Annotated in this window: 25 protein-coding genes and 1 tRNA gene; 15 read left to right on the forward strand and 11 right to left on the reverse strand. The window is 37.6% G+C overall.

From position 1 onward, the window contains the following. Positions 1–97: 97 nt before the first annotated feature. From kduI to kduD, 3 genes are all read right to left on the reverse strand, one after another. Positions 98–931, reverse strand: coding sequence for a 5-dehydro-4-deoxy-D-glucuronate isomerase (gene kduI / locus B7E07_RS15495; RefSeq protein ID WP_080847000.1), 834 nt, complete (start codon positions 929–931; stop codon positions 98–100). Between the two features lie 161 nt (positions 932–1,092). Next, the gene (locus B7E07_RS15500) at positions 1,093–1,860 is read right to left on the reverse strand and encodes a DeoR/GlpR family DNA-binding transcription regulator (protein ID WP_080847002.1); all 768 of its coding nucleotides are present in this window, start codon (positions 1,858–1,860) and stop codon (positions 1,093–1,095) included. Between the two features lie 205 nt (positions 1,861–2,065). Continuing rightward, positions 2,066–2,848, reverse strand: a complete 783-nt coding sequence (kduD, locus tag B7E07_RS15505) for a 2-dehydro-3-deoxy-D-gluconate 5-dehydrogenase KduD (RefSeq protein WP_080847004.1) — start codon at positions 2,846–2,848, stop codon at positions 2,066–2,068. 180 nt (positions 2,849–3,028) lie between these two features. Between kduD and B7E07_RS15510 the strand changes: the two genes are divergently transcribed. Further along, positions 3,029–3,805, forward strand: a complete 777-nt coding sequence (locus tag B7E07_RS15510) for an IclR family transcriptional regulator (RefSeq protein WP_080847008.1) — start codon at positions 3,029–3,031, stop codon at positions 3,803–3,805. A gap of 149 nt (positions 3,806–3,954) precedes the next feature. Beyond that, positions 3,955–5,517 carry a bifunctional metallophosphatase/5'-nucleotidase gene (locus B7E07_RS15515; RefSeq protein WP_080847012.1) on the forward strand — a complete coding sequence of 521 codons (1,563 nt, stop codon included), beginning with the start codon at positions 3,955–3,957 and terminating at the stop codon, positions 5,515–5,517. Positions 5,518–5,672: 155 nt separating this feature from the next. On the opposite strand, the gene B7E07_RS15520 is transcribed toward B7E07_RS15515, so the two are convergent. The 3 genes from B7E07_RS15520 to B7E07_RS15530 are packed head-to-tail and all read right to left on the reverse strand — an operon-like array spanning position 5,673 to position 8,283. Next, positions 5,673–6,179: a cupin domain-containing protein gene (locus B7E07_RS15520; protein ID WP_080847015.1), complete on the reverse strand. Its 507-nt coding sequence runs from the start codon at positions 6,177–6,179 to the stop codon at positions 5,673–5,675. Positions 6,180–6,229: 50 nt separating this feature from the next. Then, on the reverse strand, positions 6,230–7,213 hold the full coding sequence (locus tag B7E07_RS15525) for an ATP-binding protein (RefSeq protein ID WP_080847019.1): 984 nt from the start codon (positions 7,211–7,213) through the stop codon (positions 6,230–6,232). Next, complete coding sequence (locus B7E07_RS15530; RefSeq protein WP_176215221.1) at positions 7,213–8,283, reverse strand: RNA ligase; 1,071 nt, start codon at positions 8,281–8,283, stop codon at positions 7,213–7,215. Before B7E07_RS15530 ends, B7E07_RS15525 begins: the two co-directional genes overlap by 1 nt. Before the next feature lie 168 nt (positions 8,284–8,451). On the opposite strand from B7E07_RS15530, the gene B7E07_RS15535 reads away from it, so the two are divergent. The 3 genes from B7E07_RS15535 to B7E07_RS15545 all read left to right on the forward strand — a co-directional run bounded on the left by B7E07_RS15535 (position 8,452) and on the right by B7E07_RS15545 (position 10,532). Then, positions 8,452–8,946, forward strand: coding sequence for a hypothetical protein (locus B7E07_RS15535; protein WP_080847024.1), 495 nt, complete (start codon positions 8,452–8,454; stop codon positions 8,944–8,946). A 603-nt stretch (positions 8,947–9,549) separates the two neighbouring features. Continuing rightward, positions 9,550–10,062 carry a DUF3231 family protein gene (locus tag B7E07_RS15540; protein WP_080849214.1) on the forward strand — a complete coding sequence of 171 codons (513 nt, stop codon included), beginning with the start codon at positions 9,550–9,552 and terminating at the stop codon, positions 10,060–10,062. 170 nt (positions 10,063–10,232) lie between these two features. Further along, a complete protein-coding gene (locus B7E07_RS15545) occupies positions 10,233–10,532 on the forward strand; it encodes a YxeA family protein (RefSeq protein WP_080847027.1) in 300 nt (99 codons plus the stop codon). Positions 10,533–10,674: 142 nt separating this feature from the next. Here the strand turns inward: B7E07_RS15545 and B7E07_RS15550 are convergent. Beyond that, positions 10,675–10,747 (reverse strand) — tRNA-Val (locus B7E07_RS15550). A 184-nt stretch (positions 10,748–10,931) separates the two neighbouring features. On the opposite strand from B7E07_RS15550, the gene B7E07_RS23950 reads away from it, so the two are divergent. Together B7E07_RS23950 and B7E07_RS15560 are read left to right on the forward strand one after the other, a co-directional pair. After that, positions 10,932–11,150 (forward strand): WYL domain-containing protein, encoded by a 219-nt coding sequence (locus tag B7E07_RS23950; RefSeq protein ID WP_080847031.1) that lies wholly within the window; start codon positions 10,932–10,934, stop codon positions 11,148–11,150. Between the two features lie 173 nt (positions 11,151–11,323). After that, positions 11,324–11,908, forward strand: coding sequence for a hypothetical protein (locus B7E07_RS15560; protein WP_080847035.1), 585 nt, complete (start codon positions 11,324–11,326; stop codon positions 11,906–11,908). Between the two features lie 63 nt (positions 11,909–11,971). Here the strand turns inward: B7E07_RS15560 and B7E07_RS15565 are convergent, their stop codons facing one another. The 3 genes from B7E07_RS15565 to B7E07_RS15575 all read right to left on the reverse strand — a co-directional run bounded on the left by B7E07_RS15565 (position 11,972) and on the right by B7E07_RS15575 (position 15,574). Beyond that, positions 11,972–13,927 carry a TRAP transporter permease gene (locus B7E07_RS15565; protein ID WP_080847038.1) on the reverse strand — a complete coding sequence of 652 codons (1,956 nt, stop codon included), beginning with the start codon at positions 13,925–13,927 and terminating at the stop codon, positions 11,972–11,974. Next, on the reverse strand, positions 13,917–14,447 hold the full coding sequence (locus tag B7E07_RS15570; protein WP_080847042.1) for a DUF1850 domain-containing protein: 531 nt from the start codon (positions 14,445–14,447) through the stop codon (positions 13,917–13,919). Before B7E07_RS15570 ends, B7E07_RS15565 begins: the two co-directional genes overlap by 11 nt. A gap of 134 nt (positions 14,448–14,581) precedes the next feature. Beyond that, the gene (locus tag B7E07_RS15575; protein ID WP_080847045.1) at positions 14,582–15,574 is read right to left on the reverse strand and encodes a TAXI family TRAP transporter solute-binding subunit; all 993 of its coding nucleotides are present in this window, start codon (positions 15,572–15,574) and stop codon (positions 14,582–14,584) included. 217 nt (positions 15,575–15,791) lie between these two features. Between B7E07_RS15575 and B7E07_RS15580 the strand changes: the two genes are divergently transcribed. From B7E07_RS15580 to B7E07_RS15590, 3 genes are all read left to right on the forward strand, one after another. Further along, on the forward strand, positions 15,792–16,517 hold the full coding sequence (locus B7E07_RS15580; protein WP_176215222.1) for an alpha/beta hydrolase: 726 nt from the start codon (positions 15,792–15,794) through the stop codon (positions 16,515–16,517). 127 nt (positions 16,518–16,644) lie between these two features. Further along, positions 16,645–17,160: a YjcG family protein gene (locus B7E07_RS15585; protein ID WP_080847050.1), complete on the forward strand. Its 516-nt coding sequence runs from the start codon at positions 16,645–16,647 to the stop codon at positions 17,158–17,160. Positions 17,161–17,165: 5 nt separating this feature from the next. Next, positions 17,166–17,588, forward strand: a complete 423-nt coding sequence (locus B7E07_RS15590) for a GNAT family N-acetyltransferase (protein WP_080849219.1) — start codon at positions 17,166–17,168, stop codon at positions 17,586–17,588. 177 nt (positions 17,589–17,765) lie between these two features. Here the strand turns inward: B7E07_RS15590 and B7E07_RS15595 are convergent, their stop codons facing one another. Continuing rightward, complete coding sequence (locus B7E07_RS15595; protein WP_080847053.1) at positions 17,766–19,253, reverse strand: AraC family transcriptional regulator; 1,488 nt, start codon at positions 19,251–19,253, stop codon at positions 17,766–17,768. A gap of 208 nt (positions 19,254–19,461) precedes the next feature. On the opposite strand from B7E07_RS15595, the gene hutU reads away from it, so the two are divergent. The 5 genes from hutU to B7E07_RS15620 all read left to right on the forward strand — a co-directional run bounded on the left by hutU (position 19,462) and on the right by B7E07_RS15620 (position 25,624). Then, a complete protein-coding gene (hutU, locus tag B7E07_RS15600) occupies positions 19,462–21,141 on the forward strand; it encodes a urocanate hydratase (RefSeq protein WP_080847056.1) in 1,680 nt (559 codons plus the stop codon). Further along, the gene (gene hutI, locus B7E07_RS15605; protein WP_080847060.1) at positions 21,134–22,402 is read left to right on the forward strand and encodes an imidazolonepropionase; all 1,269 of its coding nucleotides are present in this window, start codon (positions 21,134–21,136) and stop codon (positions 22,400–22,402) included. Before hutU ends, hutI begins: the two co-directional genes overlap by 8 nt. Then, on the forward strand, positions 22,399–23,382 hold the full coding sequence (locus B7E07_RS15610) for an agmatinase family protein (protein WP_080847064.1): 984 nt from the start codon (positions 22,399–22,401) through the stop codon (positions 23,380–23,382). The genes hutI and B7E07_RS15610 overlap by 4 nt, the downstream gene beginning before the upstream one ends. A 115-nt stretch (positions 23,383–23,497) precedes the next feature. Then, entirely contained in the window at positions 23,498–24,415 is a 918-nt protein-coding gene (locus B7E07_RS15615; RefSeq protein WP_080847068.1) for a LysR family transcriptional regulator, read from the forward strand. A 105-nt stretch (positions 24,416–24,520) separates the two neighbouring features. Further along, a complete protein-coding gene (locus B7E07_RS15620) occupies positions 24,521–25,624 on the forward strand; it encodes a 5-methyltetrahydropteroyltriglutamate--homocysteine S-methyltransferase (protein WP_080847072.1) in 1,104 nt (367 codons plus the stop codon). Positions 25,625–25,673 lie beyond the last annotated feature (49 nt).

The raw sequence follows: 25,673 nt of genomic DNA on the forward strand, positions 1-25,673 counted from the left end.
AAAGAACCAGGTACAATCGAATGATTATACCTGGAAGAAATCCCTTGTCATGGTAACCATTATATTTATTTAACAAGTTAATCCGGTAGTTAAAACTTTATTTTAAATCTTCCATTTTCACATGATCCATATCATCAAATGTATAGTTCTCACCGGCCATGGCCCAAATAAACGTGTAATTATTTGTACCAACTCCAGAGTGAATGGACCAAGGCGGTGAAATGATTGCCTGCTCATTTTTAACGACAATATGGCGGGTATCATCTGGTTTCCCCATAAAGTGGAACACACGCGCGTCTTCGTTATCCATATCGAAATATAAATAAGCTTCCATTCTGCGATCATGTACATGGGCAGGCATAGTGTTCCACATATTGTTTGGTGCAAGCATCGTCATTCCAAGCATCAGCTGGCAGCTTTGAATGCCATCACCATGGATATATTTATATATCGTACGTTTATTTGAAGAAGAATCTGAACCTAAATGCGCAGGTGCAGCCTCATCAATTGCAAGTTTTTTTGTAGGATAGTTTTTATGAGCAGTAGCTGAAACGATATAGAATTTTGCTGGACTTTCTGCATTGGCACTTTCTAAAGTTACTTCTTTATTGCCTTTCCCAACATACAGACAATCACGTTTATTTAATTCATATGTTTCACCGTCAACCGTAATTTTTCCAACATTTTCGGAAATGTTTATAATTCCCACTTCTCTTCTTTCAAGAAAATATTCTGTACGTAATTCCTGCTCTTCTAATTTAAGGTGCTCAGTTGTTGGAACAGCTCCTCCCATGATTAAACGATCATAATGAGAATAGACGAATTTAATTTCACCTTTAACAAATAAATCTTCAATTAAAAAGTCATTCCTAATTCTTTCTCCATCGTATGATTTGAAATCTGCAGGGTTAGTCGTATATCTTGTTTCCATTTCCTTTCACCTTCCTTTAATTAGATAAGTCCTATGATCCTCTAAAATGGATAAAGTATTGTGAACAAACAGTAAACCTTTTGAACATACAATGTTCACTTTTGTTCGTTTATGTTCTAATATTATCATTTTAAGATTATAACTTCAAATATTTACTTAAATTAGTATTGAGCTAGTTTCACTTTGACCCCGATGCTCTCTATCATTTGCTTATCCTGTTGATTCAGTCGTGGATCGGTTATTAATTCATCTACAACTGACAATGAAGCAAATTGCACTAAAGCAGCCTTGCCAAACTTAGTTGAATCAGCAGCAAGCACAACTTGATCCGCACACTTGATAATCTTTCTTTTCCAGTCAGCATGGAGGCTATTTAAAACCGTAAGGCCATGCTCAGGAGAAAAGCCTGTTGTGCCAAAAAATAGACGATCAACATGTATTTTTTTTAACATTTCATCCGTTTGTTCACCAATTAACGAAGATGAGTTGTAAATTCTTGAGCCGCCCAGCACAACTAGTTGAATCTTTTCTTTATCATGTAAAATATGAGCTATTTTAATATCGTTTGTAATAACTGTGACAGGGAAGTTGCCTAGTAATTTAGAAATCTCACTCGTTGTGCTGCCGCCATCCATAAGAATGGTATCATTAGGCTGTATTAATTTTACCGCCTCTTTGGAAATCGCTGTTTTAATATCCATTTGACTAGACTGCCTTTCCTTTATAGGCAGTATTTTGCCCTCACCCTCAGAAGCGATCATAGCACCACCATGGACGCGTTTTAATAATCCCCTTTTTTCTAAGGTTTCTAAATCTAGGCGAATGGTTTTTTCAGTCACACCAAGCAGCCTGCTGAGTTCAGAAACTTTCACCGTATAGCTCGTTTCCAGTTTATTTAAGATAGCTTCAAACCTTTCTACCGAAAGCAATAGCGCACCCTCCTAATGAAAATCCTGTACACTATTATAGTCAATATACGTTTAAAAACAAACATTTTCGAACATAATATTTTTCAATAGGTTCAAAAAGCCCCCAACAATTAAAGAGATAATGAAAGAAAAAATCTCTTAATTGTTCGGGGGTTATATTGGCTGAAGATTTTTGTCTCAGCTTCCTCAATATCAATACTGACTCTTATCTAGCAAGCCAGCCGCCATCTACTACTAACATGTGACCATTCATATAATCGGATGCTCTACTTGATAGAAACACAACAATTCCCATTAAATCCTTTGGTGCTGCCCAGCGATTGGCGGGAATCCTGGAAAGAATTTCTGCATTGCGTTTTTCATCGGCCCTTATTGGTGCAGTGTTTGCTGTGGCAACATACCCGGGAGCGATGGCATTTATTTGTATTCCATATTCCGCTAATTCATTTGCAAATGATTTTGTAATCCCTGCAACCGCATGTTTACTTGCTGTGTATGGAGGAATAAATTTTCCGCCTTGGAACGAGAGCATGGAGCCAATATTAATGATTTTCCCTGATTTCTGTTCAACCATCACTTTGGCCACTTCCTGACTAAGAAAGTATACAGAGTTCAAATTGATTTCCATTACAGCATCCCAATCCTCAGGCTTGTATTCTAAAAGTGGTGCCCGGCGAATAGTACCGGCATTATTTACTAAAATATCAATTTTTCCATAGATTTCAATACAGGTAGTTACGACTTGTTTTACAAAAGATCTGTCTGTTAAATCGCCTTGTAAAAACTCTGCACGGCGTCCTTCATTTTCTATTAATTCTTTCGTTTCTGCCCAGGCGTCATCATAAGTCACAATAAACAAATCAGCCCCTGCTTTTGCTAGCGCTACAGCATATCCTTGACCTAATCCAGTATTCCCGCCAGTTACAATTGCAACCTTACCTGTCAGCGAAAAATAATCTAAAGAAAAATCCTGTAAATTGTTATCCATGTCGATTTCCTCCAGCACTCATATTAATTTCCTATTTGGAAACTATATTTCTTTTAAAGAAATATTTGAGTTCATTATATAAAATGGAGAAAACGTTATCAAGGTTAATCCTGATAAATAATTGACAATTCACAAAATGTTCATTTTATAATAGAAGATAGTATCTAGGAGGAATTATAAATGAAAACAGAAAAACAGACGTACGGAACAGTACTGTTAAAAGCTGATTTGATTTTAAACTATTTAGCTCAATCCGATCAGCCGCAAAGATTGAACGAGATAGCTTTACATACAGAGGTATCCAAGCCTACGGTTCTTAAGATTTTGGATACATTACTTTTAATTGGCTATGTTCAGAAAGATATAGAATCAAAAAAATTCTCTTTAGGTCCTGCACTTATTAAGTTTGGAAAACAGAGTACCAATGGAATGGAAATTAAGCAGATTGCTCAGCCTTATTTAGAAGTCCTTTCCGAGAAAACCACGGAAACAATCCACCTTGGGATATTAAATAAGGATAGTATTGTCTATATCGATAAAATTGAAAGCAAAAATCCCATCTCTTTATATTCGCAAGTCGGCAAGAGCCTTCCATTATATTGTTCTGCTATGGGTAAAGCGATGCTAGCCGAACAAAGTGATGAAGAATTAACAGATTATTTAAAGAAACATGAACTTATCGCAATGACAAACAAAACCATTACCTCAACGGATTCATTTTTAAAGGAGCTTCAGCAGATCAGACAGAATGGCTATGCATTTGATGATGGTGAACATGAAGCAGAAGTCTTTTGTGTTGGTGCAAGCCTCTCTTTAGGTCAAAAAAACTATGGCGCCTTCAGCGTAAGTGTCCCAAAATATCGCCTAACGGAAGAATCATTGCAAAACATAATTGTGGCAGTTAAAAGCTGCAAAAAAGATATAATCCATGAACTCAAGATGGTAAGAAATCTTTAATGATACTGCGCTGCATACTTAAAGGAGAAGCGATTATTAACTTTTTGTAAATATGATAAAGTCACCTTTAAACAAGCGATTGTATTGATATAATAAGATTTACGCACCATAACAACCTGCTCATCTTTATATCAAGAAAGGAATTTTATATGGTAAAAGTAAACATACTTGTCACAAGCGACATACACGGAAATGTCTTACCCATTCATTATGGAAGCAATGAATATTCAGAGGTTGGACTTGCGAAGATCTCAACGATAATTAAAAGAGAAAAGAGAGAAAATAAACATACGATTTTAATAGATAATGGCGATCTTATTCAAGGTACTCCTCTTACATATCATTTTGCACGGTATTTGAACCATAAGATGAATCCAATGATTAAGCTGTTGAACGAACTTTCTTACGATGCAGCCATAGTAGGGAATCATGAATTTAATTATGGAATGAAGATATTGAATCAGGCTGTAGAGGAGTCACACTTTCCATGGTTGTCTGCTAATATCATCCATGCCGGAACCGGTAATCCTTATTTCGGCAAGCCATATATCATAAAGCAATTTGAAGAAGGCTTGAAAGTGGCCATCTTAGGTATTACCACTCATTATATCCCTAACTGGGAAAGCCCTGAAAATATTAAAGATCTTACCTTTCAGGATGCTCTGCAAACTGCGAAAGACTGGGTGCAGCATATTCGAGAAAAAGAGACACCAAATGTTCTGATTGTTTCCTATCATGGAGGCTTCGAATGTGATCCAGCAACAGGCGAGGCCACAGAAGCCTTAACTGGTGAAAATCAAGGTTATCGGATTTGTCATGAAATTGAGGGGATTGACGTACTAATCACTGGTCACCAGCATCGCAGGCTTGCAGGAGAAATTAATGGAGTAAGTATTGTGCAGCCAGGTTTCAATGGACAAGCATTAGGTAAAGTAGCCGTCACTCTTACGAAAGAAAAAGATGAATGGTCCATTACAGATAAAAAGGCCTCACTGCTAGAATTGGCTGAAGGCGAAGCAGATGCTAGCTGTCTAGATTTAATTCAAGAGTATGAAACCCAAACCCAGCAATGGTTAGATCAGCCGATTGGAAAAGTATATGGTGACATGACTATTTCAGATCCATTAAAGGCAAGGTTAAAAGATCATGCACTTGTTGAATTCATCAACCAAGTCCAAATGGAAGCTGCCCATACGGATATTTCCAACACCGCTCTCTTTAATAATGAATTAAAAGGTTTTAAAAACAAGATTACCATGAGGGATATTGTATCCAATTATATTTATCCGAACACATTAACAGTTATTCGTATAACAGGGCAAGATATAAAGGATGCACTTGAAAGAAGTGCCGATTATTTCACTATAAATAATGGCGAAATCTCCGTTAGCCCATCCTTTAGCACACCTAAGCCTCAGCATTATAATTACGATATGTGGGAGGGTATTGATTACATTTTAGATCTATCAAAGCCTGTTGGGAACAGAGTGATTAAATTAAAAAAGAACGGCTTAGATATTGATTTAACAGCGGAATACGATGTCGTCATGAACAACTATCGTGCTGCCGGGGGCGGAGATTATCATATGTTTAAAGACAAACCCGTCATTAAAGAGATCTCTCTGGACATGTCCGAGATTCTTGCTAATTATATTCTTGAAAGAGGCAAGATTGAAGCTTCAGTAAATGAGAATTGGAAAGTTATTTGGTAAGACAGCTGCAACAGACAAATAGCTATACTACCCTCAAACTTATTATTCTCCAAGTTAGCTGCTGTCTCAAAAATTCTGTACTTTAGATCTATTGTTTTGAAGACCTCAAAAAGGAAGTCTGCTCTGATTTTGCTGTCAAAGCCGACTTCCTTTTTTTATTCTGCTGCCATTGCTTCCGCTTTTGTTCGGTGCACGGTTCCAAACGGATGGTTAGGCGGTGCATATATTGAATATAACTTTAGTGGAACATTTCCTGTATTCGTAAGATTATGCCATGTTCCAGCTGGAATTAAAATAGCTGAGTCATCGAATACATTTCTTTGAAAAGGTAAATTGTCTTTAGTGTTTCCCATTCTCACTAATCCTTGCCCTTGTTCAATGCGTAAAAATTGATCCACATTTGGATGCATTTCTAATCCAATATCTCCCCCAACATCAATACTCATTAAAGTCACCTGCAAATGTCTCCCTGTCCAAATGGCTGTTCGAAAGGTATTATTTTGTTTCGCTGCCTCATTAATATTGGTTACATATGGTCTAAAACCGTAATCCTGTATCTCCCAATTCTGATGAAATGGAGCTACGCGATACGTTTGCTGTTGATTCCAGCAGCCATACGGGTAATAATAATACATCTTGGCATCCCCTTCTTGTTTTTCCATATCATATGCATCTTTTGAAAGGGCGGTTAAAATGTGTACCTGATTAAAACCTATTTAGCTGCAGTGTCAGCTTCGTGTAAGATCAATAAATCCTCAAATAATGTATCTCCAATGAGTTCTTTGATTTCACTTAACTTTTTCTCGCTTGCATTCATTGGCTTCATATGAAACTGTACAAGGGTTACTACCTTTTCTGTAAATTCCCTGCTGTAGCCTAATTGATTCAAATAAAAGGCTGCCAGCTGTGAGGATACATATTCATGCCCGATGAAGCTGGCATATCTTGTCTCTTCTCCTTTATAATTGACAAATGATTTACAGAAACCTTTGCCAAGATCATGAAAAATGCTGGCATATAACATCACAAGTCTATTGCTGCCCTGATAATATTCGTAGATATGTTTATACACATAAAAAATATGCCTACTTACGGAGAAGGAATGATATTTGGAATCATGAGGAAGATGGTTAATGTTTTGGAATTCCGGGATCAGCTGCATTAATATATCCATAAACTCATCATGAGATCGTGCACTATTTAGATGTTCTTCCAGCGCCGTTTTATGATGATCGGCAAATAACCTTTTAGTTTCATAAATAGTATGTACCTCTTTCCAGCCTTCTTTTAGTACTGGAATATGAAGGTTTTTATACATCCGATTGATGACTTCTTCACCAACTGTTCGTTCTCTTATCTTATCTCTCTTATAACAATTATCAATATGTGTGTTCAGATAATAAACCACTTTTTCATCTGCTTTAATATCATGCTGTATCAAATGCTTCCTGCGTTTTCGGTTTAGATTAGTAGAATCATAGATGACATTCTTTCCCTGTGAAAGGCAAGTGTTCGCTCTGCTATTTAATTCTTCAAAAAGTCTCTTATGATCTGCCTGAATGTTCTCATCACCGTGCATTTCTTTTCTTAATCTGTCAGAAGACAGCACTTCAGCAGCATATTTAATAGACAGCGTTTCTGCCAGTGTACTTTTCCCGCTCGCCGGAAGCCCGACCAGCATGATAAACATAGCCATTATGATTTCTCCCCGTTAACAAAGTCACTATAATTTTTATAAATATGCTCTTTGATATCTTCTGGTTTTAGCTTGTTGTCGTATTGTTTAAAAACAAGATATTTATATTCCTGCGGTATATTGCTTGATGCATGAATAGCAAAGGATTTACGATCTTGACTATTGCTTAGTGAAGCATGTAAGTATTCATCTACTATATACTTTAGGTTTAATAGCTCTGCATCCAGCTTCTTTTTGAATTCTTCTATTTCATGGCGGAATGCTTCAGGCATTTTCAGGATTAATTCATCTATTTCCCCATCTCTCCAGTATTCCGTCTTCATTTTGTCAGAAAGACCGTAAGCAATTTTATGAATATCCATATAACGGTCGCCTTTTACTTTAAGTCGTTTGCCGCTGGACCATCTTAACACCCAGCCTTCATTATTATGGTCAATAGTCGCCTTTAATCTGACCGCTTCTTCTAACGTTAGCTTCTTCTGCTCTGTTACTCTCATCCCCAATTGAGTCCCAAGCTGCAGCAGCTCTTTATAATGAAAATCTTTACCAGAAAACCGATCAACTGCACCAATAATGATCAAGTCAGACATACCCCTATAATCTACTACCACTCTCGTGGATGGATCAATAATTTCAACTAATAACGTCGTTTCATCCGGAATCATGACATCTGCATACTTTTCATCCCATATTTTTTGAGCTGTTTGGGCTTGAACTGACTCAAAAGATCCCCTTGTTGCCCAGTATGTTTGGCCATTTATTTTATAGCTTATCCCTAAAGATCCGTCCAGCTTTACTGTAAATTCAGGTGTTTCATTAAATGGAATATCAGCTTCATATTCAGGAAGTTCACCATAATTAAAAAACTTTGGAAACGGTCTAGCCAACACTTCATTACTTAACTCATTAATAATTAACCCCCTGCAAGACAATGTAATGTCATTCCAGCGCTTTTCATATGTTGTGTTTTCTGTGTAATTTAATATAACAATGTCCGGAAATTGCGGATGAATTCTCCTTGATACAAACCGATTTTCTACTTCTTTCATATATAATTGTTTAGAAAACATATTAAACACCTTCAGTATATTATTTGTGGATACTCTAATCACTTGGGCCAGCATTGAAAGTATATTAAAATTCTAAATATGACTATATTTTTCCTATTTTAACTAATAATTGTATAATAGTATATATATATATCTAAGTTAATTAGAGAGTTTATGGAGGTATAATAATTGTTTCATAAGAGTTATCTTATTAGGTTATTTAATATTATTATACAGGCATACATTTTCAGCGTTTGGATTATGATGGGATATCTTTTTGTTGTTAACCTACAGGATCGGCATTCATTGCCTGCCCTCTCCGCTCATTATCTAATTTTCAGTACTGCTGCTTTCATCTTAATGATTCCTTTTGCAGCATTATTGATCACCACAACCGATTATTATTCAAGATTTATAAAAATAAAAACGGCTTCTGTCATTTTGAAAATAGCTTCATACCATATCCCTGTTATATTCTTTGTTTTCCTTCTAAGTAATGATAAAATATACGCTGCCAATCTGCTATTTGAGATCCCTGTCCTGGTCCTTCTGATTGTAGAATATGGTTCCAAACGAATGAAGAATTCTTCTATCTTACTTTTCACTTCCTTAGCAGTTGGTTTAATGCATATTTTATTGGGTATCTTAGGAATTTGGGTGATTGGTGTTAGCGTTGTTGAATAGTTGTTCGACCAACCTGATCTAAATTAAGAGGTAGGACATAACGAAAATACTATTTCTTAAACACGAATGTTCATTGTCATGGTTTGCCTGTTTACACAAGTACGTTCCATTGCGCTGCAGACACTGTTATTTCGTGGGGCATAGAGCTAAGCCTTCTCGAAGCAAAGCTTCTGCGGGGTCTCACCTTTTCCTCTATTGCCCACAAAAGTCGAGTGTCCTCCTTTCCATTTAACTCACGTTTAAAAATATTAAATGTTAAAAAATTAAAAGCTGGATGATTATCAAGATTCACTTCCTAATCATTCAGCTCTGTGGTTGTGTTAAATACTTATGTCCTAGACTCATTCATAATTAAAGTGTGCATTTTGGCAGTAAAAAATAAATATATTGAAATATATGGAAGCGCTGAATGGATTTAAGTCGCAACCCCATCTAACACATTCTATCTATTATGAAATAATTAAGATCTTCCAGAGACAGATCTTGCAATACTTTTTAAAACTCATGTATACTATACAAATTTAATACACAAACTACCTATCGTAATCTATATCCTTACATAAGGAGAAAATTATGAAATTTAATAAGATAGGGAGTGCTATGATGGGCATTTTAAGCGGAAACCCCAAAGATGAACCTTTACATTATGGTGAAGTATTTGCTATGTTCACCAATCTTTCTGTTAACAACGGCATGATATCTGGTTATCAAACAATGATTAACCACGCTGGTGACGGTGACTTAAAAAAGTTAATGGAAGAAGCAATTAAAAGTCTGCAGGCTGAAAACCAGCAGTTAGAAGAATTATTAAAGAGTAATGGAGTTGGACTGCCTCCTGCACCACCTGCACGTCCGAATGCAAATTTAGAGGACATTCCTGTTGGCGCAAGATCCACTGATCCAGAAATTAGTGCAGCTATTTCTGCGGATACAGCAGCAGGTTTGGTAGCCTGCAGCCAAGCTATTGGACAAGCAGTTAGAGAAGACGTTGCAATGATGTATGGTCAGTTCCATATGAATAAAGCACAATTTGGTGCAAAGATGTTAAAACTCAACAAAGAAAAAGGGTGGTTAATTCCACCACCACTTCATTATCCAAAAGGAACAGAATCTTAATAACAAGGCGCCTCTTTTGAGGTGCTTTTTTTACTTATCTATAAATTTTATATGATGCTTTAAATTATAATGACAAAAATGTCACTTTTTTGTTTATTATGTAACGAAAATCGAAGGCTAATATTTTCTGCTCCTTGTAAAATGAAGAAAAACATAGGGAGGATCAGAAAATGAAAGCTTTAAAGATTACATTTAGTGTATTGGCGGTTACATTTGTATTTGTATTATCAATGACTATTCTAGTTAAGAATGAGCTTGCAGATATGTTAAATCCTCTCATTCCACAAAAGGATGTTTATGTGGAAATTGACACTACAGGATCACAGGTCAATGAAACCACATTCGAGTATACCTTAGAAGGAATAAATGAAGATGGCAAGAAAACAAAAGTAACTTTTACTGCTAGCAAGCAATTAAGGGAAGGTGCTTACTTAAAACTTGAAACGAAAAGAACATATGTAAAATCTTAGGAAGAAGTTCAAATGAGTGAGATGCCTTCTAGTGTTCAGAAAAAGCTTTTATCTTAAATTTACATCAACAACAGCAAATATATTAGATCAAGAAAAGAATGAAAAAAGCCTAGAACACAAAGGTTCTAGGCTTTCTATAAGATGATTCCGACTGGGTTCGAACCAGCGACCTCTACCCTGTCAAGGTAGCGCTCTCCCAGCTGAGCTACGGAATCGAATATGTAAGGACAATAATTAATATAGTATTTTTATGCATAAAAGTCAATAGTTTCTGCCTATTTTAACGGTAAAAAAAAGTGTCCGCCTCTGAAAATAAATTTGTAAAAAAGATACAAAAAAACTTGAAATAAGAACAGGTGTTCTGTATACTAAAATTAAAAGTATAAGGCGGGATGAAAAGTGAAAGGAATTTTGTTTCGTTCTATGGAAGAAAGAAAACCAGTTGAGATCATTTACATGGCTAAAAACAATATATTGACACAAAGAAAAATCTTCATTAAAGAGTTAAGAGGCAGCAGCATTCTCGCTTATTGCTTAACAAGAAAACAACTACGCATTTTTAATCTCAATAATATTATGTCTATTTTACCTGAAAAGCCGTCACGTCAGATTAGCTGAAAGACTCATATTCTTCAGCATGAGTCTTTCAGCTTTATAATAAGAGTATTTCCCCTTCCCCCCTCTATTTTTCCATACTACTCCAAAAGATTATTACCTCTAAACAAGATTATCCCTCTACTGTACGGGTATAGTTTGTATAATTACATCGAACTAGAGAGAGAGGGAATCATATGAAAAAACCATTATTACTTTTATTTTCGGCATCCTTTCTATTTATAGCTGGCTGTAGCGGCGATGAGGATGACGAAGTTATAAACTCAGCAGAAGAACATGAAAATACTCCATCATTGGAGGAGCAAAAAGCAGAGTCAGATCTTGGTGAAGAACCAGGAGGACAAATCACTGAAAATGTTGGTTTGGGGGATGCACGCGAGTCTTTTAATGAAGCATATGGAGAAAATCAAAACAATGAAGAAATTGCGCGGTATCAAGGTGACTTTATGATCGTTAACTTTGAGAATGAACGGGCAATTAGCGTTGAACTACATTTCACTGATCTTGATGAGGAAATGAGCGACGATGAAAAGTTAACCTTTATCGAAGGCAGAATTCCTATTGACGCAAAAGAAATGTCACGTAATACAAATGAACAAAATATAAATGAAGAAATCATTGAATATCAGAGTGAATTGCTTGAGGAGCAAATAAATGAGGAATCATTTGAAGGCAATGAACCTGGCACTTTTACAGTAGTACTTACTTCCGATGAACATGAGATCATTAATGCCACCATGACGATTGGCACAGAGGATTAATTTGAGCCCCAATATGTTTTAACTAATCAAAAAAGGAAAGCCATCACGGCTTTCCTTTTTATTTTATGCAGGTTCTACTTTCGTTTTATTCCCTTTGTTGACAAAAAGCTGAAGTACAATCAGAACAATAAAGATACCCAATCCAATAATATCTGACATGCCCTCTGGGTAGATCAGCATTAAACCGCCAACTAAACCAAGAATTCTTTCAAACCAATTAAGCTTACGCAGCCAGTAGCCGATTACACCTGCACCAATTGCCATCATTCCGGCAAGAGCAGTAAATACGACCCAAATTAAATAATACCAAGTTGTGTCGATCATTAATAGCTCAGGTGAAAGCACAAACATGTACGGTATGATAAAGGCACCTATTGCCAGTTTCGAGGCATTGAAGCCCGTTTTGATTGGGTCTCCACCTGATACTCCGGCTGCAGCAAAGGCTGCGAGTGCTACTGGAGGTGTGATATCTGCTACAATCCCAAAATAAAATACAAACAAATGTGCAGATAAATCAGGGACACCTAGTAAGATAATGGCAGGTGCTGCAATCGTCGAAGTGATTACATAATTGGCCGTAGTAGGCGAACCCATTCCTAGGATGATTGCTGCTACCATTGTCAGCATTAATGTCGGAATCAGCAATCCTCCCGAGAAGTCCAGGATTCCGTTTGCCATTTTAAGTCCAAGACCCGTTTTCACAACAACTCCTACAATGATACCAGCTGCAGCAGTTGCAGCTGCAACTCCTAGCGCAGTTCTTGCACCGTCAACAAGTGCTTCTATAAATCCTTTAAATGTAATGCGCGTTTCTTTGCGAATTGCACTTACTAGAATAGTAACCACAATGGACCATAATGCGGCTCTAATTACACTCATTCCTGACATTAAAAGTACAATGACAGCTACAATCGGCAACAGAAGATAAATTTTCTTTAATACCTCTTTGCGGTCTGGCATTTCCTCGTCTTTTAAGCCACGGAGTCCCACACGTTTTGCTTCAAAATCGGTCATAATCCAGACACCAGCAAAATAAAGAAGTGCTGGAATGGCAGCTGCTTTTGCAATATCCCAGTAAGTGATGCCGCCGCCTATAAATTCAACCATTAGAAAAGCCGCTGCACCCATAATTGGAGGCATAATTTGTCCTCCAGTAGACGCAGTTGCTTCAACAGCTCCAGCAAATTCCTTTTTATATCCAAGTTTTTTCATCATCGGTATAGTAAAAGAACCTGATGTTACAACATTCGCTACAGAACTTCCGCTAATTGTCCCTTGCAGGGCACTTGAGAAAATGGCAACTTTAGCAGGTCCACCTGTTCTTTTCCCTGCAATAGATACAGCCAAATCATTGAAATACTGTCCCACTCCTGTTTTTACTAGGAATGATCCAAATAGCAGGAATAGGAAGATGAAGGTGGCCGATACTCCAAGAGGCGTTCCTAGAATCCCCTCTGTTGTAAAGAACATGGTCTGTACAAGCCTGTCTAAATCCAATCCACGGTGAGCAAGGAAGCCAGGCATATACGGTCCATATAACGCATACACGATAAATACAATGGCAATAATCGTTATCGGCAGACCGACCGCACGTCTGGTTGCTTCTAAAACTAATAAAATTGCCAATAAACCAATATAGAAATCTGTATCTGTTAAACGTCCAGCCCGCCCTACTATTTCTTCAATATTTAGTGGCCAATATGCACAAACCACAACTGCTACAATGGCAAGTATAATATCATACCATGCAACCCTATTTTTTTTCAGCGATTTTTTTCTAGCTGGGAAAAGAAGAAAAATCAGTGCTAATGCAAAGCCAAGGTGAATCGATCGCTGCAGCTGAGCTGTCAGCATACCGAATACCCCTGTATAAAGATGGAAAAGCGAAAAAGCTAATAGGCCAAAGAAAACAATCCAGCCAAGCACACCGCCAAGACTCCTTGTACCAGCCTCAGGATCGTATTTCTCCAATAATTTCTGCTGTTCTTCCTGTGATAGTGTTTCTACCTTATCCGTCAAGCATATTCACTCCTTTCAATTGCTGAAGCAGATTCAGTTTGTCCGCTTTTATACGTATCCATGTCCCCGGCTCAACATAATGAGCTAATGGATATTCCTTATTATTGAAAATGATTGTATGATTGGCTCTGACCTTTCCTACTCTCAAATCAAAATAAGGAAAAACACGGTTCATATTTTTAATATAATATTTCCCGTCTTTTTGTTCAAATACTTCTCCTTTTGCCGCATTCTCTGGCATGCCAATGGCAAAGTCTTCATACATAAGCTCATATTGCTTAATTTCATTTTCCTCAGTAAAACGATAGCTTTCTATTACATCTGATAAGTGAATGGAATGCGTATATTTCATTTTAAATGTACTTTGTTCCGATAATGGAAGAAAGGCTAAAACATCTCCTGTATTCTGGTATTCGAATACGAGTGCCTGCCTAGTAGGAATGATTAATATGACCACGATGGATGTAATGATGAGGAATACCAGGAGAATACTCCATATACCTGGTTTTTTTACTTTCATAACAGCCCCACCTAATCAAAGGTTTATTTGAGCCTTCACCATAATGTGAAAACCTCTTCTTTAAACGGGTTTGACCGCCAGTTTGCCTGTCTGCGGGCAATCCTGACGGCCAAGAGACCTGATGACATTATTTATTATTCTGCTTCAATACCTTGCTCATCATAATATTTTTGTGCACCAGGGTGAATATCAATTCCAACACCGTTAACGGCTTTTTCAGCACTAATTAATTTCCCTTTGTCATGTGCAACTTTATCAAGGTTTTCAAAGATAGCCTTTGTTACGTCGTACACAACATCTTCAGAAAGGTCATTAGATACTACAAGCATAGCTTGAACTGCTACAGTTGGAACAGCTTCAGTCAATTTGTATGTTCCAGATGGAACTTCATCTTGAACATAGAATGGATATGCTTCAATTAATTCATCAATTTTATCTTGTGCGATTGGAACAATCACAATATCTTCTGTAGCAGATAAACCTTCTACCGCACCTGTTGGAGTTCCAGCAGTTACGAATGCTGCATCAATTGTACCATCTTGAATACCAGCAGTTGACTCGTCAAAAGATAGATCCTGCTTTTCGATATCATCGATTGTCATGCCATGAATTTCAAGAATTTGTTCTGCATTAAGTGCTGTACCAGAACCTGGAGCTCCAATTGAGACTTTTTTGCCTGCAAGGTCTTCAACTGATTCAATACCTGCACCAGCAGTTGTTACGATTTGAATCGTTTCTGGATATAAAGTTCCAATAGCACTTACATTTTCAACTGCTTCTCCTTCAAACATTTGCTCGCCATTTTTAGCATAAGAAGCAATATCAGTTTGTGAGAAAGCAATTTCTGCATTGCCATCACGAATCGTGTTCATGTTTTCAGCAGATGCACCAGATACTTCTGCATTTGTTTGGATATCAGTAGCATCAGTGATAATTTCGGCAAATGCGCCTCCAAGCGGATAATATGTACCACCAGTTCCACCAGTAACAAGGCTCATGAAGTCAGGTGTTTCTCCGCCTTCTCCACTATCTCCACCATTTCCTTCATCATTGCCGCCGCATGCAGCAAGAATCATAGAAACTGCTAATAGCAATACAAACGGAAACATAATCTTTTTCTTTTTCATATACAAACCCCCTCAATTTAATATTATATCCTAAATAATAGTACAATTAAATTTATTGAATTGTCAAATAATACCCCGCTTTTTCTTAGTATATAAATATGAAATAATGGTCGGAAAAGAAAGTGATGAATCCAGGTAAAGGACAAAGCGTTTCGATTATTTATATGTTAAAATACCGTGAAAGGCTTTACATATTATGACGGAGGGGAAAGTTATCATGGAATACCCAAAAGGAACAATAAAAGATCTTACTTTTTCCAGTAAAGAATTAAACGAAGATATGGAGCTGCTTGTGTATCTGCCCAGCTCTTATTCACCACTCTATAAGTATTCTGTTCTAATCGCCTCCGATGGAAAAGATTATTTCCAATTCGGCAGAGCCGGACGAGTTGCTGATGAGCTTATCAGCAAGTCTGAAATTGAAAACATCATAATCGTGGGAATACCATATAAAAGTGTTGACGATCGCCGCAGAAAATACCATCCTGATGGCGAACAGCATGAAGCGTATATCCGTTTTCTTGCTCATGAGCTTGTCCCATTTATAGATCAAGAATTTTCCACCTTCCAAATGGGGGCTGGCCGTGCACTTGCCGGTGACTCCTTAGCAGCAACAGTGTCACTGATGGCGGCCCTGCAATATCCTAATACATTTGGAAAACTTATTCTTCAATCACCATATGTGAATAGAAATGTTCTAGTGGCAGTTGAGGCTTTCAAAGATCCTCATTTGCTGCAGACCTACCATGTTATTGGTACAGAAGAAACAGAAGTGAAAACAACTGCTGGGAAAGTAGAAGACTTCATAACACCAAATAGACAATTAGAAAAGATCTTTAAAGCAAAAGGCTTCCCGTATTACTATGAAGAATTTAAAGGAAATCATACATGGAAGTATTGGCAGCCTGATCTCAAAAAAGCCTTAATCAAAATGTTCTCATAATCCCTCATTCATTCTTTATGATAAAGGCTTGTTGTTTCAAATGTAATTCTTAATTATAATGAATTTAGAAAATTTGTTATAATAGTGGAAACAATATTTACAATCTAAGTATAATGGAGGTTACATTATGACTACTAAATTCGGAATCGTAATCTTTCCGTCAAAAAAATTGCAAGATCTTGCTAATTCATATCGTAAGCGCTATGATCCGCATTATGCATTAATTCCTCCACATATAACATTAAAAGCCTTTTCGGCTGAAGATGAGCAAATGAAAGCTGTGTCTGAGACATTGGAGAATATTGCTGCAGAAACAAATCCGTTTCAGCTTTCCATTAAAAAAGTAAGCTCGTTCCAGCCTGTCAATAATGTTATATATCTAAAGGTAAATCCAACTGAAGAATTAAACCTTCTTCATGAAAAAGTAAATGATCACATCATTGGGGACAAGCCTGAATATGCATTTGTCCCGCACATCACAATTGGGCAGAAGCTTTCAAATGACGAACATTCTGACGTGTACGGCTCGTTAAAAATGGATCGTGTTGAACACGAAGAGGTTGTAGACCGTTTCCACCTGTTGTATCAGCTTGAAAATGGCTCTTGGAGTGTTTATGAAACGTTTCGTCTTGGAAAGGACTAATGGTAATGGAAGTCAAAATTGTTCAATCTGAGGAGCAGTTTCAAGATGCTCTTTATGTTCGCAAAAAAGTGTTCGTAGAAGAACAAAATGTATCAGAAGAAGAAGAAATCGATCAATATGAAAAAGAGAGTACACACTTTGTTCTATACGACAACAATGAGCCGGTAGGAGCCGGAAGATTCCGTGTTCTCGATGGCTATGGAAAAGTCGAAAGAATATGTGTGATGAAGGAAGCGCGTAAAGGCGGATCGGGAAAACGGATCATGATGAGCATTGAACAATACGCTGCTGATCAAGGTTTAACAAAATTAAAGCTGAACGCCCAAACGCATGCAATCCCCTTTTATGAGAAATTGGGCTATGAAGCAGTTTCAGAAGAATTCCTTGATGCAGGTATTCCTCATCGTACAATGTTGAAGTCTATTTAACATAAGAGCCTTCAGTCTTTTGAGACTGAAGGCTCTTATGTTTTATCGATGATATTCAGATTTTCCAATTAATAAGCTTAGAATTGATTTCCTATTAATGAGATTATATACTTTGGTTAAAATTTTCTGACCAAGTCTCTCTCATATCAAACGCTTCCTTATTACTGGCCATACTTCTTAATTATAATTCTCCCGTTCCCTCCCCTTCTTCCTGTGTCTTTTTCGATATCTATTTGGCGGCAATCCAGTATACTCTTTAAAAGTCTTTGAAAAATAGTTCGGATCCTCAAAACCATTTGCATGTGCTACTTCACTTATTGGTAAATCTGTGTGAGCTAATTTGCCTTTCGATTGCTCAATACGGTAATACTGTAAATAGCGTTTAAAAGGAATTTCATGATACTTGCTAAAGACACTGCTTAAATAATTGGGTGTAATCCCCAATTGCACAGCTGCGCTATTTAATGAAAAAGCTGTATTCATATACTGATCCTTGATTAAATCAGCTGTCAGCACACCATAATTTTCTTTTTCTTTTGCATTCTTTGCAAGCTTCATTAAAGTTTGCGTGAAAAGAAATATCTCTTGAATAATCGTATAAAGGATCGGATGTTCCAATATGATACGAAATAATGTGAGATAGCTCTCTTCAAGCTCCGATTTCTGCTGAAGATGATACTTTTTCATAAATCGCCGTAATTGTGCTAAAACACTTGTCAAATATATTCGTAGTAAATCTTCCTCATAATGACTGCCTTGAGCAGATAATTCATAAAGGAAGCTTTTAATACTTTTTATATCATGGTTTTCAAGGCTGTTGATCCATAACTGCTGATCTTCTGGAGTTAACAAAGGGTCTAGATGTTGAACAACAAACTGCTTGCTTACATAAAAAATGTGCTCAAATCCTTTATAAAATCGCTGATTCAGTGATTTTTTCATATCTAAATAAAGTTGATTTAAGATTACAGGAGTACCATCATAGACGGCTATATTGATATAAGTTCCATTTATAAACTTCCATTCCCTCATCAGAGTTCTTGCCCTGCTTTCAAACTCTGCTCGTACCACAGTATCTGATACACAAATAATCCGTTTTGATAACGGATACATTTTCAGGTTATCAAAGCTTGAAATTTTACTTAACCATTTATATAACGGAATAATATCTTCTCTGTTGTCTGGTTCAATTAGAAAAAATAACTGATTCTTTTTCGGGTAAAGGTGGTCATTACTACAGAATAATTGTAAATAAAAATGATCTGAATTGTCATTTTTGCTTACACTTAGCTCATTAGATACAAATTCCCTTCTCCTATGATTTATTAAATCTTTTAAATGCTCTAAATCAACAGGCTTTACAAAGAAATGAGTAACTTGCAGTTGAATGGCCTTTAAAGCATGTTTAAATAAAGGTTCAGCAGTAATAGCATATAAATCTGCTCCCTCCTCCCTCAAGTACCTTAAAAGAGAAAGATCGTGAGACTGTTGAATTAATTCCATTTCAACAATGACTATGTCAGGGATAACTTCCCCTTTCATCTGATCTAATTGAAGAAAAGACTCTAAAATGATAACTTCTACTCTATTCAATAAGTAAGATTTCAAATACCACTGCAGACCTCTAGCTTCATTCTCATCCCGATCAATAATGAAGATGTTCATTATTAATCACCCACCTTATAAAATTTATAAAACATATATTATTCCAGTTATATACGTTCATTTTAATAAAAAACCAAAACAACTACCAATTGTTTATACTAAATTCTATATTTTCATAAAATTATCATCTTTAAAATAAATAATAAGAGTACTTACTCAATAAAAATTCTTTCTCGCTATATTTATAAATTCAAAGGAGAGATAATGAATGATCGCTAATAAAAACATACACGCCCCAAGAGGAAATCAATTAACCTGTAAGGGCTGGGAACAAGAGGCGGCCATGAGGATGCTTATGAATAATCTGGACCCTGAAGTAGCCGAGAATCCAGATGAACTTGTGGTATACGGAGGAATCGGAAAAGCTGCGCGCAATTGGGATTGCTATGAACAGATTATTGCTTCTCTAAAGGTATTAGAAAACGATGAAACCCTGCTTGTACAATCAGGGAAACCTGTTGGTGTTTTTCGCACACATGAAAATGCCCCTCGTGTATTAATCGCAAACTCAAATTTAGTTCCTGGATGGGCCAATTGGGAGCATTTTTACCAGTTAGAAGAGAGAAATTTGATGATGTATGGTCAAATGACTGCCGGAAGCTGGATTTATATTGGAGCACAAGGGATTTTACAAGGTACTTATTTAAGCTTTGTAGAAGCTGGAAAAAAAGTGTTTGGAACATCCGACTTAAAAGGAAAGTTTATTTTAACTGGCGGCATGGGCGGAATGAGCGGTGCACAGCCATTGGCAGGAAAAATGGCTGGTGCTGTTATTTTAGTAGTCGAAGTCGATCGCAAAAGGATTGAACGAAAGATAGCAGAGGGTTATTGTGATTATTTAGCAGAATCTGTAGACGAGGCTCTTAAATTAGTAAAAGAACATTGTCAAACACAACAGCCTGTTTCCATTGGATTAGTAGGTAACTGTGTTGATGTGCATAGGGAATTGCTCAATCGCAATATCACTCCTGATATTGTGACAGACCAAACCTCGGCACATGATCCTCTAAATGGATATGTCCCTAATGGAATGAGCTTAGAAGAAGCAATCGACCTGCGCAAAAAAGATCCAAAAAAATATGAATTGAAAGCTAAACAAGCAATGGCTGCTCATGTTCAAGCAATGCTTGAATTCCAAGCCGCAGGTGCTGAGGTCTTTGACTATGGAAACAATATCAGAGCCTATGCGAAAGAGATGGGTGTTGCGAATGCTTTTGACTTTCCTGGATTTGTCCCAGCCTATATTCGTCCGTTGTTTTGTGAAGGAAAAGGACCTTTCCGCTGGGCTGCACTGTCTGGAGATCCAGAGGATATTTATAAAACAGATGCATTAGCAAAAGATATGTTTGCCCAAGATGAGGGATTAACAAACTGGATTGATATGGCTCAAAAAATGGTGAAATGGCAAGGCCTTCCTGCCAGGATCTGCTGGCTCGGTTATGGAGACCGTCATCGCTTTGCCTTAAAGGTGAATGAAATGGTTGCAAATGGTGAACTCAGTGCACCTATTGTATTTGGACGCGACCATTTGGATTCAGGTTCTGTTGCATCGCCTAACCGAGAAACAGAAGGAATGAATGATGGATCAGATGCTGTCTCTGATTGGCCTATTTTAAATGCTCTTATTAATACGGCTGGCGGAGCAAGCTGGGTAAGTGTACACCATGGCGGCGGAGTTGGCATGGGTTATTCGCAGCATGCAGGTCAGGTTTTAGTTGCGGATGGAACCCAATTAGCTTCCGATAAAATCAACCGTGTACTTGTATCTGATCCGGGTATGGGCGTTATTCGCCACGCTGATGCAGGTTATGATCTTGCTATTCAAACGGCCAAAGAGAAAAATATTCAAATACCAATGCTGAACAAAAAGGATGATCACAATGGCTAAACTCATTATAAATGCAAACGAGATTATTACTTTAAAAGGATCTGATAAGGGCCCCCGTACAAAGGAAGGTATGAGCGAACTGGCTATTCTCGAAAACGGTTGTGTTCTAATTGATCAAGATCAAATTTCAGCAGTTGGTACATTAGAAGAGTTAGAACAAGACTATTCACACCTTTTAGAACAGGCAGAAGTAATTGATGCAGCAGGCAAGGTAGTCATGCCAGGCCTTGTTGACTGCCACACCCATTTAGTGCATGGAGGCACCCGTGAAAATGAATTTAACATGAGATTAAATGGTGCATCTTATATGGAAATTATGAACGCTGGCGGCGGTATTCACTCAACAGCGAAAAGCACCCGTAATGCTAGTTTTGAAGAATTATACGACAAAGCCTATCGTCATCTGAACGAATTTCTAAAGTATGGTATAACTACCGTTGAAGCAAAAAGCGGCTATGGCTTGGATTGGGAACATGAAAAAAAGCAGCTTGAAGTCGCTAAAAAACTTCAGGATACCCATGCTGTTGATGTGATCAGCACGTTTATGGGTGCCCATGCTGTTCCAAGAGAATTTAAAGGGCGGGAAGATGAGTTCGTAGATATTATTGTTCATCAAATGCTTCCTAAAGTAGCAGAAGAAAAACTAGCCGAATTCAATGATGTTTTCTGTGAAAAAGGAGTGTTTACGCCAGAACAATCGCGCAGAATTTTAGAGGCTGGAAAGCAATATGGATTAACACCGAAGATCCATGCTGATGAAATTGAGCCTTATGAAGGTTCTGAGCTTGCTGCAGAAGTTGGTGCCATCTCGGCTGAGCACCTGCTCGTTGCATCGGATGAAGGCATCAGGAGAATGGCTGAAGCCGGCACAATTGGCGTTTTGCTTCCTGGTACCGCCTTTTTCCTTCGTGCTCCTTTCGCACGCGGCCGGCTGATGATTGATTGTGGTGTTCCAATTGCCATCTCAACTGACTTTAATCCTGGCTCCTCCCCTACCATCAGTTTGCCATTTATTATGAATCTCGCTTGTATGAACATGGGATTAACACTTGAAGAAGTACTGACTGCTTCGACGATCAATGCTGCTTATGCCATTAATAGAGGGCATCTCATCGGATCTCTGGAGCCTGGAAAAAAAGCAGATATTTTAATCTTAAATGTTTCCAATTACAAGCAGCTGCAATACTATTACGGCATGAATCATACTCATATGGTTTTGAAAAATGGTGAAATTGTTGTAAAGGATGCTGTATTGCAATGACAAATCTATATGAATATATTCAAAAATCTTCAGCCGTTTGGGTGCGAGAACAAGGCAAAGACATGAAAGTTAAGGATTGGATCATACCAGCCTGGGAGGAAGACCGGCAAGACTGGGACGCTGTAATACTTGGTGTCCCGCTCTCCCGCTCCTCGATCAGCGCTTCGGCGGCTTCTGAATTTCCTAAAGCCTTCCGAGGTGCTTGGGAGCTTTTTACTACCTATTATTTTGACGAGCATGTTGATTTTCGCGGGCTTAAGGTCGCCGATCTCGGCGATGTTAAAATGCACTATACAGATATTTTACAGTGCCACAAGAACATAGAAGCTGCAATGCAAAGTATTCAGCACCATTTCCCAAATTCTTTTTATACATCTATCGGTGGTGATCATTCGATTACAGCCCCTATTGTGCGTTCATTAAAACAAGAGAATCCTGATAAATCCATTGGCATTGTCCAACTAGATACACATCTGGATTTAAGAGATTTAAGCCAGGGACCAACAAATGGAACGCCTATTCGACAACTTGTTGAAGACAATATCGTAAAAGGTGAACATATCTATAATATCGGTCTTCACGGTTTTTACAATGCTCCCTCTTTAATAGAAGCAGCACAGAAACATGGTGTAAATATGATCTCGCTTAAACAGCTGCGCAAACAAGGAATTTCAGCACTTATAAAAGATGTCATGGAACAGCTGCAGAAAAAAGTGGATATCGTTTACCTTACAGTTGATATGGATGTTTTAGACATTTCTTATGCACCTGGCGTGCCCGCTTCAACACCAGGCGGAATGCGTACAGATGAACTGTTTGACCTTCTATTTGAACTAGGCAAATATCCAATCATACGAGCAATGGATTTTGTATGCATCGACCCTCACCGAGATAACTTGGTTCTTTCCACCGTAAAGGCAACAACTTATGCCGTGTTAACGGCACTCGTATCCAGGTATATTCATATGAAAACAAACTAGTTATATAAATCAAAAGAGCATGTGCACCAGGTGTCCATGCTCTTTTCTATTTCCAATTCAATTAAAGAATGCTAGAATTATTGAAATTGTCTATTTTCTCAGAAAGGAAAAGAACATGACACTACAGCAGCTTAAATATGTAATAGAAGTAGCAAGAAGCCGTTCAATCAACAAGGCAGCACAGCGTCTCTTTATTAGCCAGCCTAGTCTTTCAAATGCATTAAAAGAGCTTGAGGAAGAATTAGGGATTACCATTTTCCACAGATCAAATAAGGGTATTTTGCCAACCCCTGAAGGATCCGAATTTTTAGGATATGCAAGGCAGGTTGTTGAACAGACAGAACTCCTTGAAAATCGATATACCAATACACGCTCACCGCAGCAGCATTTTTCTGTGTCTGCACAGCATTATGCTTTCGCTGTAAGTGCTTTTGTTCGACTGCTGACAGATTATGAACGGGAAGAATATGAGTTTAGCTTCCGTGAAACAAAAACATATGAAATTATTGATGATGTCAAAAACCTGCAAAGTGAAATTGGTATTTTATTTTTAAATGATTTTAATAAAAAAGTCATCCAGAAGTTTCTAAGAGAAGGTAATTTGGTTTTTCATGAACTGTTTGAAGCAAAGCCGCATATATTCATTAGTTCACAAAATCCACTTGCGCAAAAAGAGTATGTGACCTTGGCTGAATTGCCTCCCTATCCTTATCTCTCTTATGAACAGGGCGATTTTAATTCTTTTTACTTTTCTGAAGAAATTCTAAGCACCCTTTCAAGACCTAAAAATATTCGAGTAACAGACCGTGCCACCTTATTTAATCTTCTGATTGGTCTAAACGGCTATACGATTTCAACTGGAGTCATCAGCCATAAATTAAATAGCAAAGACATTGTGGCAGTGCCATTACTAGTAGATGAAGTCATCAATGTTGGCTATATTACCCGAAAAGATGTGACCAACAGTACATTAGCCAATATCTATATTCAGTATTTAAAAGAAACCATCGAGGAAGAACTAAAACCGTTATAGTTTAAAGCTATAACAAGGAATAGATTTATTGTGTTACTTTATAATGATTTCTCCTGCTATACTTACTTCAATACCAAAATATTGAAAGAAAGAGGGAGATCACAAATGTTGAAAACACGCGTCCAAGCTCCATTCAGAGCCGATCATGTAGGAAGTTTATTGCGCCCGGAAAGAATCCATACCGCCAGAAAGGATTATCAAAGTGGCAGCATCTCAGCACAGGAACTGCATGCAATCGAAACAGAAGAAATTAAAAAAGTTGTTGATAAACAAATCGAAGTTGGGCTGCAGGCTGTTACTGATGGAGAATTTCGCCGCCGGTTTTGGCATACTGACTTTCTCGAGCATTTAAATGGTGTCGAAGGCTATGTTCCAGATAGCGGGTTTGCATTTAAAGGAGAAGAAACGGAAAGATATGATGTGCGTGTCATTGGAAAAATCTCTTTTAACGAGAATCACCCTCACCTTAAAGACTTTGTTGAATTTAAGGAAATCGTTGGGGATCGTGCAGTAGCAAAACAAACAATCCCTAGCCCCAATCAATTATTTAACGCTGGTATTCGCAACCTTGAGATCTATCCGGACGTTGAAGAATATGCAAATGACATCATTCTTGCCTACCGTGATGCCATTAAAGCCTTCTATGATGCAGGCTGCCGCTATCTGCAGCTGGATGATGTCTATATCGCAGGTCTAAATGCAGAGAATATTCCATTCAATGATAGTGGTTATTCCCGTGAAGAATTAATCAGCCTAGCATTGCGTGTCATAAACGGTGTATTAGAGGATAAGCCAGAAGACCTTATTGTAACGACTCACCTTTGCCGTGGAAACTATCGTTCGAAATGGGCTTTTGAAGGCAGTTATGCTAAAATTGCTCCAACTCTTTTTGCTAAAGAAAAAGTAAACGGATTTTTCTTAGAGTATGATGATGATCGTTCTGGAGACTTTGCTCCATTAGACTATATTCCGAAAGATGGGCCAAAAGTGGTTTTAGGTGTTTTCACTTCAAAGCATGGAACCTTAGAAGATAAAGAAAATATTAAAGCTCGTGTTGAAGAAGCAACAAACTATGTGCCGCTGGAGCAGTTGTGCATTAGTCCTCAATGCGGATTTGCTTCAACACATCACGGCAATATTTTAACTGAAGAAGAACAATGGGCAAAACTAAAATATATTGTTGATATTTCTAAAGAAATCTGGGGATAAAAGACAAAGAGGATGGGACATAAGTATTTAACACTCTCATAGAACCGAA

The sequence above is a fragment of the Cytobacillus gottheilii genome (genome assembly GCF_900166665.1).
GTDB lineage: Bacteria > Bacillota > Bacilli > Bacillales > Cytobacillaceae > Cytobacillus > Cytobacillus gottheilii_A.

Bases quoted from the DNA above. Each gene is read 5' to 3' on its own strand.
- kduI (WP_080847000.1), bottom strand. From the start codon at position 931: ATGGAAACAAGATATACGACTAACCCTGCAGATTTCAAATCATACGAT.
- kduD (WP_080847004.1), bottom strand. From the start codon at position 2,848: ATGGATAACAATTTACAGGATTTTTCTTTAGATTATTTTTCGCTGACA.
- B7E07_RS15510 (WP_080847008.1), top strand. From the start codon at position 3,029: ATGAAAACAGAAAAACAGACGTACGGAACAGTACTGTTAAAAGCTGAT.
- B7E07_RS15515 (WP_080847012.1), top strand. From the start codon at position 3,955: ATGGTAAAAGTAAACATACTTGTCACAAGCGACATACACGGAAATGTC.
- B7E07_RS15520 (WP_080847015.1), bottom strand. From the start codon at position 6,179: ATGGAAAAACAAGAAGGGGATGCCAAGATGTATTATTATTACCCGTAT.
- B7E07_RS15525 (WP_080847019.1), bottom strand. From the start codon at position 7,213: ATGGCTATGTTTATCATGCTGGTCGGGCTTCCGGCGAGCGGGAAAAGT.
- B7E07_RS15530 (WP_176215221.1), bottom strand. From the start codon at position 8,283: ATGTTTTCTAAACAATTATATATGAAAGAAGTAGAAAATCGGTTTGTA.
- B7E07_RS15540 (WP_080849214.1), top strand. From the start codon at position 9,550: ATGGGCATTTTAAGCGGAAACCCCAAAGATGAACCTTTACATTATGGT.
- B7E07_RS15545 (WP_080847027.1), top strand. From the start codon at position 10,233: ATGAAAGCTTTAAAGATTACATTTAGTGTATTGGCGGTTACATTTGTA.
- B7E07_RS15560 (WP_080847035.1), top strand. From the start codon at position 11,324: ATGAAAAAACCATTATTACTTTTATTTTCGGCATCCTTTCTATTTATA.
- B7E07_RS15570 (WP_080847042.1), bottom strand. From the start codon at position 14,447: ATGAAAGTAAAAAAACCAGGTATATGGAGTATTCTCCTGGTATTCCTC.
- B7E07_RS15575 (WP_080847045.1), bottom strand. From the start codon at position 15,574: ATGAAAAAGAAAAAGATTATGTTTCCGTTTGTATTGCTATTAGCAGTT.
- B7E07_RS15580 (WP_176215222.1), top strand. From the start codon at position 15,792: ATGGAATACCCAAAAGGAACAATAAAAGATCTTACTTTTTCCAGTAAA.
- B7E07_RS15585 (WP_080847050.1), top strand. From the start codon at position 16,645: ATGACTACTAAATTCGGAATCGTAATCTTTCCGTCAAAAAAATTGCAA.
- B7E07_RS15590 (WP_080849219.1), top strand. From the start codon at position 17,166: ATGGAAGTCAAAATTGTTCAATCTGAGGAGCAGTTTCAAGATGCTCTT.
- B7E07_RS15595 (WP_080847053.1), bottom strand. From the start codon at position 19,253: ATGAACATCTTCATTATTGATCGGGATGAGAATGAAGCTAGAGGTCTG.
- hutU (WP_080847056.1), top strand. From the start codon at position 19,462: ATGATCGCTAATAAAAACATACACGCCCCAAGAGGAAATCAATTAACC.
- hutI (WP_080847060.1), top strand. From the start codon at position 21,134: ATGGCTAAACTCATTATAAATGCAAACGAGATTATTACTTTAAAAGGA.
- B7E07_RS15610 (WP_080847064.1), top strand. From the start codon at position 22,399: ATGACAAATCTATATGAATATATTCAAAAATCTTCAGCCGTTTGGGTG.
- B7E07_RS15615 (WP_080847068.1), top strand. From the start codon at position 23,498: ATGACACTACAGCAGCTTAAATATGTAATAGAAGTAGCAAGAAGCCGT.
- B7E07_RS15620 (WP_080847072.1), top strand. From the start codon at position 24,521: ATGTTGAAAACACGCGTCCAAGCTCCATTCAGAGCCGATCATGTAGGA.